Annotated in this window: 13 protein-coding genes; 7 read left to right on the top strand and 6 right to left on the bottom strand. The window is 65.3% G+C overall.

Features of this window, described 5'->3' with window-relative positions; translation table 11 throughout:
* Positions 1 to 53: 53 nt before the first annotated feature.
* The 5 genes from ACFC2Y_RS12525 to mazG all read right to left on the bottom strand — a co-directional run bounded on the left by ACFC2Y_RS12525 (position 54) and on the right by mazG (position 4965).
* On the bottom strand, positions 54 to 1460 hold the full coding sequence (locus tag ACFC2Y_RS12525) for a YdiU family protein (RefSeq protein WP_375172738.1): 1407 nt from the start codon (positions 1458 to 1460) through the stop codon (positions 54 to 56).
* Between the two features lie 40 nt (positions 1461 to 1500).
* Positions 1501 to 1947, bottom strand: coding sequence for a GNAT family N-acetyltransferase (locus ACFC2Y_RS12520; protein WP_375172739.1), 447 nt, complete (start codon positions 1945 to 1947; stop codon positions 1501 to 1503).
* Entirely contained in the window at positions 1944 to 2882 is a 939-nt protein-coding gene (locus tag ACFC2Y_RS12515; protein ID WP_375172740.1) for a nucleoside hydrolase, read from the bottom strand. The genes ACFC2Y_RS12520 and ACFC2Y_RS12515 overlap by 4 nt, the downstream gene beginning before the upstream one ends.
* Positions 2883 to 3053: 171 nt before the next feature.
* Positions 3054 to 4067 (bottom strand): Fe(3+) ABC transporter substrate-binding protein, encoded by a 1014-nt coding sequence (locus tag ACFC2Y_RS12510; protein ID WP_375172741.1) that lies wholly within the window; start codon positions 4065 to 4067, stop codon positions 3054 to 3056.
* A 70-nt stretch (positions 4068 to 4137) separates the two neighbouring features.
* Positions 4138 to 4965 carry a nucleoside triphosphate pyrophosphohydrolase gene (gene mazG, locus ACFC2Y_RS12505; protein ID WP_375172742.1) on the bottom strand — a complete coding sequence of 276 codons (828 nt, stop codon included), beginning with the start codon at positions 4963 to 4965 and terminating at the stop codon, positions 4138 to 4140.
* A gap of 63 nt (positions 4966 to 5028) precedes the next feature.
* Between mazG and ACFC2Y_RS12500 the strand changes: the two genes are divergently transcribed.
* A complete protein-coding gene (locus ACFC2Y_RS12500; RefSeq protein WP_375172743.1) occupies positions 5029 to 6192 on the top strand; it encodes a M20 aminoacylase family protein in 1164 nt (387 codons plus the stop codon).
* 3 nt (positions 6193 to 6195) lie between these two features.
* On the top strand, positions 6196 to 7155 hold the full coding sequence (speB, locus tag ACFC2Y_RS12495) for an agmatinase (protein ID WP_375172744.1): 960 nt from the start codon (positions 6196 to 6198) through the stop codon (positions 7153 to 7155).
* Between the two features lie 298 nt (positions 7156 to 7453).
* Here speB and ACFC2Y_RS12490 read toward each other — a convergent pair whose 3' ends face one another.
* A complete protein-coding gene (locus ACFC2Y_RS12490) occupies positions 7454 to 8185 on the bottom strand; it encodes an MHYT domain-containing protein (protein WP_375172745.1) in 732 nt (243 codons plus the stop codon).
* A 290-nt stretch (positions 8186 to 8475) separates the two neighbouring features.
* Here ACFC2Y_RS12490 and yajC point away from each other — a divergent pair, with 290 nt between their 5' ends.
* Genes yajC through ACFC2Y_RS12465 form a run of 5 tightly spaced genes read left to right on the top strand, consistent with a single transcriptional unit; the run spans position 8476 to position 12514 of the window.
* Positions 8476 to 8766, top strand: coding sequence for a preprotein translocase subunit YajC (gene yajC / locus ACFC2Y_RS12485; RefSeq protein WP_375172746.1), 291 nt, complete (start codon positions 8476 to 8478; stop codon positions 8764 to 8766).
* A gap of 24 nt (positions 8767 to 8790) precedes the next feature.
* Positions 8791 to 10422 (top strand): protein translocase subunit SecD, encoded by a 1632-nt coding sequence (secD, locus tag ACFC2Y_RS12480; protein ID WP_375172747.1) that lies wholly within the window; start codon positions 8791 to 8793, stop codon positions 10420 to 10422.
* Between the two features lies 1 nt (position 10423).
* On the top strand, positions 10424 to 11392 hold the full coding sequence (secF, locus tag ACFC2Y_RS12475) for a protein translocase subunit SecF (RefSeq protein WP_375172748.1): 969 nt from the start codon (positions 10424 to 10426) through the stop codon (positions 11390 to 11392).
* Positions 11385 to 12137 (top strand): sulfite exporter TauE/SafE family protein, encoded by a 753-nt coding sequence (locus ACFC2Y_RS12470; protein WP_375172749.1) that lies wholly within the window; start codon positions 11385 to 11387, stop codon positions 12135 to 12137. The genes secF and ACFC2Y_RS12470 overlap by 8 nt, the downstream gene beginning before the upstream one ends.
* A gap of 23 nt (positions 12138 to 12160) precedes the next feature.
* Positions 12161 to 12514: an Mth938-like domain-containing protein gene (locus tag ACFC2Y_RS12465; protein ID WP_375172750.1), complete on the top strand. Its 354-nt coding sequence runs from the start codon at positions 12161 to 12163 to the stop codon at positions 12512 to 12514.
* The last annotated feature ends 59 nt before the right edge of the window (positions 12515 to 12573 follow it).

Here is a 12573-nt window from a genome sequence, read left to right as displayed (position 1 = left end):
GATGGGTGGGAGATCCTCGGGGCGAGCCCGAGGATGACGTTCTCCTGAATTGCTCAGGTTCCGCAGAAGGTTGCGGTGACGACCTCATCCTGTGCGGGAGGTTTGGTGAGGTCCGGGTCCGCGGGCTCTGCATAGGGCCGCGCCAGCGCCGACATCAGCCTTTCAAATGGGGCCATGTCGCCAGCGACGGCGGCGGTGATCATCTGTTCGATCCGGTGGTTGCGCGGGATGACGGCAGGGTTGCTGCGGGTCATCAGCGCGGCGGGGTCCGGTTCCTCGGCCAGCCGGTCGTGCCAGCGGGCGGTCCAGTCGAGGAAGGCCTCGCGGTCGGCCAGGTGATCCTTCGCGTCATTGGTGGGCAAGGCGCGGAAGGTATTGGTGAAATCCGAACCGCCCGCCTGCATGAGGGCTAGCAGATCGTCGATCAGCGCGGCATCCCCGTCGCGCGGGGTGGTGATGCCGATCTTGGCAGCAAAGACCTTTTGCCGCTGCGCCTCGATCAGCGCGGGCATGGCGTGGACGGCCTCGGTAAAGGGTTGGATGGCGGCGTCGGGGTCCGGCATCAGCAGAAGCAGGGCGGAGGCGAGTTTTGCCATGTTCCAGGGCAGGACCTGCACCTGGTTGTCGTAGGCATAGCGCCCATGCCGGTCGATGGAGCTGTAGACCGTCGTGGGGTGGTAATTGTCCATGAAGGCGCAGGGGCCATAGTCGATGGTTTCACCGCTGATCGTGGTGTTGTCGGTGTTCATCACACCGTGAATGAAGCCCACGCCAAGCCAGCGGGCCACGAGGGCGGACTGGCGGGTGATGACCCCTTGCAGGAAGGCCAGAGGGTCCTGAGCACCGGGGTCGTGACGCTCGACGGCGTGGTCGTAGAGGGCCTGGAGCGAGGCGCGGTCGTCCCGGGCGGCGAAATACTCGAAATGGCCGACGCGCAGGTGGCTGGCGGCGACCCGCGTCAACACCGCGCCGGGAAGGGCGGTTTCGCGGTAGATCTCCTCGCCCGTCAGGACGGCGGCGAGGGCGCGGGTGGTGGGAATGCCCATGGCGTGCATCGCCTCGCTCACCACATACTCGCGCAGGACCGGGCCCAGCCAGGCGCGGCCGTCGCCGCCCCGGGAATAGGGCGTGCGGCCGGAGCCCTTGAGCTGGATGTCGCGGCGCTGGCCCTGTCGGTCGATCACCTCGCCCAGCAACAGGGCGCGCCCGTCGCCGAGGGAGGGCGAGAAGCCGCCGAACTGGTGCCCGGCATAGGCCTGCGCCAGGGGGGTGGCGCCATCCGGCAGGGCATTGCCGGCAAAGATGGCGGCATCTGGCGTTCCGGTGATTCCCAACTCCTCCGCCAAGGCCTCGTTCCAGGCCAGCAGGCGCGGCTCCGGGACGGGGACGGGATCCTGCCGGGTGAAGAGGGCGGCGGGCAGCCGGGCGTAACTGTTGTCGAAGGGGATCGCGAGGGTCATGGGACAGAGGTAGGTGTCCGGACCGGCGAGGTCCAGAGGCTTACATGCGCCGGGTCATCAGCATGTAGTCGGCGCGCGGCTTGAATCCGGCGCGCTTGTAGGCCTCCTGGGTGCGGACGGCGACGCGGGAGACCTCCAGATGGATCGCGCGCAACCCGTTCTTGGCCAGTTGTTTCGGCAGGTTGATCAGAACGTCGGTGCCAATGCCCCGGCCGCGGACAGAGGGGCGGATGTAGAGCTCGTCGACAAAACCATCCATGCCGCCGAATTCCACCGACCAGCCAAAGCAGATCACGACATAGCCGATCGGCGCGCGCGGCGGCCCGACCAGCCAGACGCCGCCGTAGGGCGAGCCCTCGAGCAGCGGTTTCAGACCGGCCGTGCGTTCCTCCTCCAACACGTCCATGCCGCTTTCGGTGTGGAAGGCGCGGACGAGGGGCAGGAGGCGGTCGAGGTCTTCGGTCTTGGCAAGGGTCAGCGCGGTCACAGGCGGGCCAGCCTTTCGGTCAGGAGGTCAAAATATTCCTGCGCGTCGATCGTGCCCATGAACATCGCGTTCCGGGGCCGGTCCGTGACGCCCCACCAATCGGCGACGGTCATGCCGAGGGTCAGCTCGGAGGTCGTCTCGATCTCCACATTGATGTGGCGACCGGTGAAAAGGTCGGGCCGGATCAGGTAGGCGGTGACGCAGGGATCATGCAGCGGCGCCCCGTCGGAGCCGTATTTCTCCTTGTCGAAGCGTTCGAAGAAATCGGTCATCTCGGCCACGGCGATGCCGACCTTCGTGCCGAGGGCGCGGAAGGCGTTGTTGCGTTCGGGGGTGACCAGGGCCTTGTGGGTGACATCCAGCGACATCACCGTGATCGGCACGCCGGAGCGGAAGACGATCTGCGCCGCCTCGGGGTCGACGTAGATGTTGAACTCGGCCGCCGGGGTAATGTTGCCGACCTCGAAATAGGCACCGCCCATGAGGACGATTTCCTGAACTTTCTCAACGATATCGGGGGCGCGAGTGAAGGCCTGGGCGATATTGGTCAGGGGGCCGAGGGGGCAGAGCGTGACGGTGCCTGCGGGTTCGGCGCGCAGGGTGTCGATGATGAAATCGACGCCGTGCTGGTCCTGCAGCGGCATCACCGGATCGGGCAATTTGGGGCCGTTCAGCCCGGCCTGGCCGTGGACATGTTCGGCGGTGACGAGTTTGCGGCGGATCGGCGCGTCGCAGCCGGCAAAGACCTTGGTCTCGGGCTTGCCGGCCAGTTCGCAGATGATGCGCGCGTTCTTTTCGGTAAGCGCCAGGGGGACGTTGCCCGCCACGGCGGTGATGCCCAGCACCTCGATCTCTTCGGGGCTGGCAAGCGCCAGCAGAATGGCGACCGCGTCGTCCTGGCCGGGGTCTGTGTCGATGATGATGCGGCGGGGCATGCGGGGTCCTGCTGTGTCGGATGGTGCAGGGACAGTTAACCGATGCAGCGGGGATGTCTACAGGTCCCGTGGCGGAGGGCGTGCATTCCGCCAGTCGGGTGAAGGGGGAAGGCCCCCTTCCTGACCCTCCCCCCAGTGGGGGGAGGGGATTGGGTCGTGTCTTTGGCCTTATCAGCCGTCGAAATCGACGGACTGGATCAGTTGCAGCGCCTGCGGGCGCAGCTTGGCCAGTTCCATCAGGTTGGTGTCATCCGGGGTGAAATCGCCCCAGCTTTTCACCAGTTCGGCGGGCTCGGAACCGGGCGCGACGGGGTATTCGTAGTTCGCCTCGGCGTAGATTTCCTGCGCCTTGGGAGAGGAGAGGAATTCCATCATCTTCAGCGCGTTCTCCTTGTTCGGGGCCGCCTTGGTCATGGCCACGCCAGAGATGTTCATGTGTGCGCCCGCGTTCTCGAAGGTCGGGAAGACGATGCGGACCGAGTCGGCCCATTCCTTCTGTTCCTCGTCTTCCAGCATCTTGCCCATGTAGTAGGTGTTGCCGACGGAGATGTCGCATTCGCCCGCCCAAATCGCCTTGACCTGTGCGCGGTCGTTGCCCTGGGGCTTACGCGCAAGGTTGGCCTTCACGCCTTCGAGCCAGGTCTTGGTGGCCTCTTCGCCGTGGTGGTGGATCATCGCGGAGACGAGCGCCACGTTATAGGCGTTGGTGCCGGAGCGGATGCAGATACGGTCTTTCCACTTGGGGTCGGCGAGGTCCTCGTAGGTGGTGACTTCGCCGTCGGCGACGCGGTCCTTGGAGGCGTAGACGATGCGCGAGCGCGTCGTCAGGCCCCACCAATGCCCGTCCGGGTCATGGTAGGCGGCGGGGATGTTCGCGGTCAGCACGTCGGAGGTGACGGGCTGGGTCAGACCGGCCTCGACCACGGCGTTGAGGCGCGAGATGTCCACGGTGAAGACCAGATCGGCGGGAGAGCGGTCGCCCTCGGCCTGGAGCCGTTCGACCATGCCCTTGTCGAGATGGGCGACGTTGACCTTGATGCCGGTTTCTTCGGTGAAGGCCTCGGTCAGCGGGGCCAGCAGCTCAGGCTGGCGATAGGAATAGAGGTTCACCTCTTCCGCGATGGCGGGGAGGGAGATAAGCGCGATACCACCTGCCATGACGGCGGTGCGAAGAGTCGAGGGCATATGGGCCTCCTACTGTTGCAATCACCGCGCTTAAATCCAAGTGTTTTACTCAGGTCAATATCTGATTTCTTTACTCAAGATCTTTTGTGCGTTTCTCCGCCGCCTTGGCCGCGTCCCACAACGCGTCCATTTCTGCCAGATCGCTGTCGTCGGGCGTCCTGCCCTGTTGGGCCAGCGCGGCCTCGATTGCGCGGAAACGGCGGGTGAACTTGGCATTGGCGCGGCGCAAGGCGGCCTCCGGATCGACGCCCATATGGCGGGAGAGGTTGGCCATGACGAACAGCAGATCGCCCATCTCCTCCTCGATCTCGTCAGGGCCCAGGGTGTCGCGCGCCTCCACCAGTTCGGCGGATTCCTCGGCGATCTTGTCGAGGACCTCATCGGTGGAAGGCCAGTCAAATCCGACCCTTGCGGCGCGCTTTTGAAGCTTTAGCGCACGTAACAGCGCGGGCAGGCCCACGGCCACGTCATCCAGCACGCCGGAGGCCCCCTTGGCGGCGCGTTCGGCGGCCTTGACGGTTTCCCAGTCGACGGTCTGCTGTTCGGCGCTCTTGTCGCGGCTTTCGTCGCCGAAGACATGGGGGTGTCGGTCGATCATTTTCCGGGCGACATCGCGGGTGACGTCGTGGAAGGAGAAATGGCCCTCCTCCTCGGCCATGCGGGCGTGGAATACCACCTGGAACAGCAGGTCCCCCAGTTCGCCCCGCAACTCGGGCATCGACCCGCGTTCGATCGCATCGGCGACCTCATAGGCCTCTTCGATCGTGTAGGGGGCGATGGTGGCATAGGTCTGTTCCACGTCCCAGGGGCAGCCCGTCTGCGGATCGCGCAGGCGTTGCATGATGGTCAGAAGCTGCTCCAGCCCTTCGGGAAGGTCATGGATGGCGTCGCGGGGCATTGCGGCCCTCCGTTGTTTCGGATTTGGTGCCAAGGTGACGAGCGCGGCGCAAGGAGTCCAGAGATGCCGGTGATCAATCGAGTGGCGGGCTATGCCGAAGAGATGCGGGGCTGGCGGCAGTATCTGCACCAACACCCGGAACTGGGGTTCGACTGTCATGAGACGGCCGGATTTGTCGTCGCGCGGCTGCGGGAGTTCGGCGTGGACGAGATCCACGAGGGGATCGCGCAGACCGGGCTCGTGGCGCTGATCCACGGGCGTGGCGAGGGGCCGGTGATCGGGCTGCGCGCCGATATGGACGCCCTGCCGATCGACGAGGCGACGGGGGCGGATCATGCCAGTACCGTGGCTGGCAAAATGCATGCCTGCGGGCATGACGGCCATACGGTAATGCTGCTTGGCGCGGCGAAATACCTGGCGGAGACGCGGAATTTCACCGGCACCGTCGCGCTGATCTTTCAGCCCGCCGAAGAGGAAGGCGGCGGTGGCGGCGTCATGGTCGAGGAGGGGATCATGGACCGCTTCGGCATCGGGCAGGTCTATGCGATCCACAATGCGCCGGGACTTCCCTTTGGCAGTTTCGTCACCGGGCCGGGGCCGGTCTTGGCGGCGGTGGATACCTTCCACATCCATGTGAAGGGCGTCGGCGGTCATGCCGCGAACCCGCACGAGACGAAGGACCCGATCCCCTGTGCCGTGTCAATCGTGCAGGCGATCCAGACCATCGTCTCGCGCAATCACTATGCGCAGGACGATCTAGTTGTCTCGGTCACGCAGATCCATGCGGGGTCGGCCGAAAACGTGGTGCCGGACAAGGTCTATGTGAACGGCACGGTGCGGACCTTTGATCCGAAAGTGCAGGACATGGTGGAGCGCCGGATGGGCGAGATCGTGGCGGGGCAGGCGGCCTCCTTCGGGATCGAGGCGCGGCTGGACTATGACCGCCATTACCCGGCCACCGTGAATGATGTGGAGAAGAGCGAATTTGCCGCCGATGTGGCGCGGGGCATCTCCGATCAGGTGGTCTATAGGGAGGCGCGGGAAATGGGGGCGGAGGATTTCTCCTACATGCTTCAGGCGCGGCCCGGGGCTTTTATGTTCCTTGGTGCGGGCGAGGGGCGCGCGGGGCTGCATCAGCCCGACTATGATTTCAACGACGAGATCGCGCCGCTTGGCGCGTCCTACTTCGTGCGCCTCGTCGAGGCTGCGCAGCCGGTGAAAGGATAAGACATGGCGCTGGAAGATGCGAAAACCCAGATCGACGATGCCTTCACGCGGAAGGATGCGCGGGGGCTGTCCTACGAGAATGCCTTTGCCGGGGCGACCTCGTTTCTGCGGCGGCGCTATACCAAGGATCTGACGGGGGTCGACCTGGCAGTGACCGGCGTGCCCTTCGATCAGGCGGTGACGAACCGAACAGGCACGCGGTTCGGGCCGCGGGCGATCCGCGAGGCCTCGACCCTGCAGCCCTATGATCCGCCCTATGGCTGGGGCTATGACCCGCTGACGGAATTCGCGGTGGCGGACTACGGCGATCTGGCCTTCGACTATGCCAAGGTCTGGGAGTTTCCCGAGGCGCTGCAGACCCATATTGCTGGGATTCTGGCGCAGGATGTGGGGACGCTGGTGCTGGGCGGGGATCACTTCGTCACCCTGCCGATCCTGAAGGCCCATGCGGAGAAATACGGGCCGCTGGCCTTGATCCAGTTCGATGCCCATTCGGACACATGGCAAGACGACGACATGGAACGGATCGACCATGGCACCTTTGTCTACAAGGCGGCCAAGCTGGGGCTGATTGACGTGGACCGATCGGTCCAGATCGGCATCCGCACCACCTGCGACGATCATTGCGGCATCCATGTCATCGACGCGGCAGAGGTGCATCGCACCGGGCCGGAAGCCGTGGCGGAGAAGGTGCGCGGGGTCGTCGGTGAGGCGCAGGCCTATCTGACCTTCGATATCGACTGCCTCGATCCCGCCTTCGCGCCGGGCACGGGCACCCCGGTCTGGGGCGGGCTGAGCTCCGCCCAGGCGGCGGCCATCCTGCGTGGGATCGCCGGGGTGCGCCTGACCGGGGGGGATGTGGTGGAGGTCTCCCCGCCCTTCGACCCTGCGGGGATCACGGCCGTGGCAGGGGCGCATGTGGCGACGGAGATCCTGTGCCTCTGGGGCTGGACGCGGCGCTAGGGCGCGGTTCAGATTCCGGCCGTTCTGTTTCGTGTGGTTCTCGACGGGTTCAAGTCCTTGCCGAGGGCAGCGACCGACCCGAGGGTGGCGCGAAAGCGCCGCCCGTCACGCCAGCGGCGTGCCAGCCTGTTTGGCGCACCTCCGGTGCGACGGGGCGGGTCGGCGCTGCCCGGCGTTGCCGCCGGGCGGTGCGTTTGATCAGTGGTGCGACAAAATCTTCGAAGATTGAACCCGATAGACGTCCGACTGCACACGAGCTTGCGTAGGAACCTTCCACATTAGTCAGAACGGCTGGGGCTCAGATCCCGGCGCGCTGCATGGCCAGGGCGCGTCGGTGGTTGAAGGTGGCAAGGATCGCGGCGGTGAAGACGCCAAGCGAGACGAGCGCCACCATGATCGACAGGAAGGTGCCGCCGATTCCGGAGGTGATTGCCGGCACCAGATCGAGCTCGACACTGGCCATGGCGGTGAAATGCAGGGCGCAGATGCCGATGACAAGGCTCACCCCGCTGGCCAGGCTGCTGCCACCGTCGGCGGAATCCTCCCGCAGGGCATTGGCGCAGCCACCCACGCCAAGCAGTACGCCAAGCGTCAGGACGACGGGGTTGTAGGTGGCCAGGCAATTTTCAATCGCGCTCATCCCCGTCATGTGCATGGCGGCGACGCCCAGCCCGGCCAGCGCGCCGAGGGTGGTGCGCAGGGGGCGGTCGTCGAAGAAGATGCTGGCGGCGATTGGCAGGCCGACACAGGCGATGCCGACAAAGATCGACAGGCTGGTGAGGCCGAAGTCATAGGTCAGCGCCGCGTCGGGGCGATAGCCGATCATGGCAACGAAATGCGTCGTCCAGACGCCGACCCCGGCAACGACAGCCACCCAGATGGCAGCGAAGCGGCGCTGTGCGTCGCTGGCGATTTCCGCATTCCGCATCAGCAGAATCAGCGTCGCCGCGGTCAGGGCGCAGACCCCGGCGGCGGCGATGATGAAATTGATCCTCGTCTCGAGGATGCTCTGTAGAAGTAGTCCGGCCACTGATTCTGCTCCGTTTTTTCTTGGCCGATACTGTGGAGGGAGTCGTAAGGTAAAGGTTAAATACAGCTTTTTAGTCGTTGGCGTCGCGTCACCTGTTGCTGCGGCGCGGCGTGAGGGCAAATTTTCGGCTCATAGGGCACACATGCGGGGGGCGGCGCGCACCCCGGGGCCCGCCCGATGGCCTGCGGTTCCCTTGCGACAGCGCCCGACATAGTCTTGCAATCCCCGTGCCCCGCTCATAGGTTCCGCCAAACCCTGCGGGACGCCCGCCAGACAAAAGGAATCCGCCCATGGAAGGTGGCGCAATCGCCCAGTTTCTCCCGCTCATCCTGATCTTCGCGATCATGTATTTCCTGCTGATCCGGCCGCAGCAGAAAAAGCTGAAGGACCATCAGGCGATGGTCAATGCCGTGCGGCGCGGCGACCAGGTGGTGACCCAGGGCGGCATCGTCGGCAAGGTCGTCAAGGTGCGCGAGGATGGCGAGGTCGAGGTCGAGATCGCCGATGGCGTGAAAGTGCGTGTCATCAAGTCCACGTTGGCGGATGTGAAATCCAAGACCGAACCGGCTGACGCCAGCTGAGCCTGACCGCAAAGGGGCCTCGCGATGCTGCAGATCTCGCTGTGGAAACGTATTCTCATCTGGTGCACGGTGGCGCTTGGCCTTTTGCTGGCCGCGCCGAACCTGTTTTATGGTCAGGTCGAGCGCTACAATGACGCACAGACCGTCGGTCAGCCCGGCGAGGGCTGGGTCGACTTCCTGCCCTCCGGCCTGGTGAACCTGGGTCTCGACTTGCGGGGCGGGGCGCATCTGCTGGCCGAGGTCAAGGTGGACGAGGTCTACGCCACGCGGATGAAGGGCCTCTGGCCCGATGTGCGGACGCGGCTGCGCGATGCCCGCGACACCGTGGGCACGATCCGGCTGCAACAGGGGCCGGCGGATGAGCTGCGGGTCAGGATCTCCAACCCCGAGGCGATGTCCGAGGCGATGAGCATCGTGCGCGAGATCTCGCGCCCCGTCGTCAGCCTGACCGGCGCGGGGCAGTCGGACCTGGACGTGCGCAGCGAAGACGACGTGCTGATCGTCTCGCTGTCGGAGGCGGAACGCATAGCAACGGATGACCGCACGGTGCGGCAATCGCTGGAAATCATCCGCCGCCGGATTGACGAGGTCGGCACGCGCGAACCCACGATCCAGCGCCAGGGCGCGGACAGGATCCTGATCCAGGTGCCCGGCGTCGGTTCGGCTGAGGAACTGAAGGCGATCATCGGCACCACGGCGCAGCTGACCTTCCAGCCGGTGATCCGGCGCACCTCCGACGATCAGACGGTCGCCCGGGCGGGGGAGGAAGTGCTGCCCTCGATGGACGAGGAGGGCCAGTTCTACGTGCTGGAGGACACCCCCGTCGTCACCGGCGAGGAGCTGGTGGATGCGGAGCCGTCGTTTGACCAGAACGGCCGCCCGGCGGTGAGCTTCCGGTTCAACCCCGGAGGGGCGCGCAAGTTCGGCGACTATACCGCCAACAACATCGGCAACCCCTTCGCCATCGTGCTGGATGACGAGGTCATCTCCGCCCCCGTGATCCAGAGCCATATCGCGGGCGGGTCCGGGATCATCACCGGGAATTTCACGGTCGAGGAATCGACCAACCTGGCGGTCTTGCTGCGTGCTGGCGCCCTGCCTGCGGGGCTGGATTTCCTCGAAGAGCGGACGATCGGGCCGGAACTGGGCGCGGACAGCATCCAGGCGGGCAAGATCGCCTGTATCGTGGCCGGTGTCGCGGTGCTGGTCTTCATGTTCGCCTCCTACGGGCTGTTCGGGATTTTCGCCAATATCGCGCTGGTGCTGAACGTCGGGCTGATCTTCGGCCTGCTCAGCCTCGTAGGCGCAACGCTCACCCTGCCGGGGATCGCGGGGATCGTGCTGACCATCGGTATGGCGGTGGATGCCAACGTGCTGGTCTTCGAACGCATCCGCGAGGAACTGCGCAGTGCCAAGGGGCCTGCGCGGGCCATCGAACAGGGCTATGAACGTGCGCTGAGCGCCATCATCGACGCCAATATCACGACCTTCATCATCGCGGTGATCCTCTTCGTTCTGGGCTCCGGCCCGGTGCGGGGCTTCTCGGTGACGCTTGGCATCGGGATCATGACGTCGGTCTTCACGGCCATCTGGGTGACGCGGCTGCTGATCGTGACCTGGTTCGAACGGGCACGGCCCAAGCAGATCGAGGTGTGACATGCGGCTGAGACTGGTTCCCCAGAATACCGACTGGGATTTCTTCAAGTACCGGAAGATCACCTTCGGCTTTTCCGTCGTTCTGATGATCGCCTCGCTGGCGCTGTGGCTGAGCGTGGGCCTGAACTTCGGCATCGACTTCCGCGGCGGCACGACCCTTCGGACACAGTCGGAACAACCGGTGGATGTGGGCGCCTATCGCGACGCCATCGCGCCGCTCGGGCTGGGGGATGTTTCGATCTCCGAGGTCTTCGATCCCTCCTTCGGGGCCGACCAACATGTGGCGATGATCCGGATTCAGGCGCAGGACGGTGAAGAAAGCGTGAGTGCCCAGACGACCTCCCAGGTGGAGGCGGCGCTGCAGGCGCTGGATGAGAGCATTCATTTCACCTCTGTCGAATCCGTCGGGCCCAAGGTCTCGGGCGAGTTGATCCAGACGGCGGTGCTGGCTGTCGCGGCGGCGCTGGCGGCGATCCTCTTCTACATCTGGCTGCGGTTCGAATGGCAGTTCTCGGTCGGCGCGGTTGCGGCGCTCTTCCACGATGTGCTGGTGACGATCGGGGTCTTCTCGCTGCTGCAGATCAGGTTCGATCTGGCGACCATCGCGGCGCTGCTGACGATCATCGGATATTCGATCAACGATACGGTGGTGATCTTCGACCGGCTGCGGGAAAACCTGCGCAAGTACAAGACCAAGGCGCTGCAGGATGTGATGAACCTCTCGGTCAATGAAACGCTGAGCCGGACGTTGATGACCTCCGGCACGACACTGATCGCCCTGATCGCCCTGCTGGTGCTGGGCGGGGACGTGATCCGGGGCTTTGTCTTTGCCATCACCTGGGGCGTCGTGATCGGGACCTATTCCTCGGTCTATGTCGCCAAGAACGTGGTGCTCTGGCTGGGCGTCAAACGCGATTGGTCCAAGCCGACGGATACCACCGGCAACCAGTTCGCCAATATCGATGCCTGACTGGCTGCCCGAGGGCGTCAGCGCGCTCGGGCTGGCGGTGCTGCTCTTTACGGTCTTCGTTTCGGGCGTGGTCTATGGCTTTGCCGGGTTCGGCGCGGCGCTGATCTTTGTTCCGGTCGCCGCGCGGGTCGTCCCGCTGGAGATCGCCATAGCCGCCTTTACCGTGTCCGCCGTGTCCTCCTTGGTCACCGTGGTGCCCAAGGCCTGGCGGGATGTGGACCGGGCGGCGGTGACCTGGCAGATCCTCTGCGCCTGCATATCGGCCTCTCTGGGCATCCTGGTGCTGCGGACGGTGGATGTGACCTGGCTGAAATGGGCCATGGTGGCGCTGATCGCGCTGACGCTGGTGGCCCTGGTGGCGGGGTGGCGGTTGCGGGCGGCGCCGACACGGGTGACACAGGGAGTGGTCGGCTTGCTGGCGGGGTTCTGTGGCGGAGCCCTCGGGCTGCTCGGCCCGCCGGTGGTGATCTTTCAGCTGGCCGGGCCGGACGGGGCCGCGCGCAGCCGGGCGATGACGCTGGTGTTTCTGACGGTGACCTCCGTGCTGATCCTGCCGCTGATGGCGCTGCAGGGGGTGGTGACCTGGGCGGTGCTGCCGCTTGGTCTGTTGCTGACCCTGCCTTATGGCGCGGGGACCTGGGTGGGGCATTTGCTCTTCCGGCCGGAGTTTGAGAGGCTCTACCGGGGGGCGGCCTATTCGCTGATCGCGCTGGCGGTGGTGCTGGGGCTGCCCGTCTTCGACTAGGGCCCACCTTCAAAGGGGACGACATGCAACTGAACGAGTTCGACTATGGCAAGGCGCGTCCGATTGACGGCTATGGCCCCGGCTTCTTTCGTATCGGGGGCGAGGTGACCGAGGGGCCGGTGCTGGTCACGGCTGACAAGGTGAGCCCCTGGGGCGGGTACGAGGACCTGACGGCGCTGCTGCCGCTGGCCGGTCAGATCGACGTGCTGTTCATCGGAACGGGGGCGGAGATGGCCTATCTGCCGCCTGCCTTTCGCACCGCGCTGGACGAGGCGGGGATCGGGGTGGAGCCGATGGCATCCCCCGCCGCCTGCCGGACCTACAACGTCCTGCTGAGCGAGGGGCGGCGTGTGGCGGCGGCGTTGCTGCCTGTCTGAGGCGCTCGAGAGATTGACGGGACCTCTAAATGGCGTTGCTATAGACCTTTCGGCGTCAG

The organism is Pseudooceanicola sp. (genome assembly GCF_041987405.1).
Classification (GTDB): domain Bacteria; phylum Pseudomonadota; class Alphaproteobacteria; order Rhodobacterales; family Rhodobacteraceae; genus Pseudooceanicola.
Note: the sequence above shows the minus strand (reverse complement) of the source record. Positions and strands in the feature narration are given on the sequence as shown.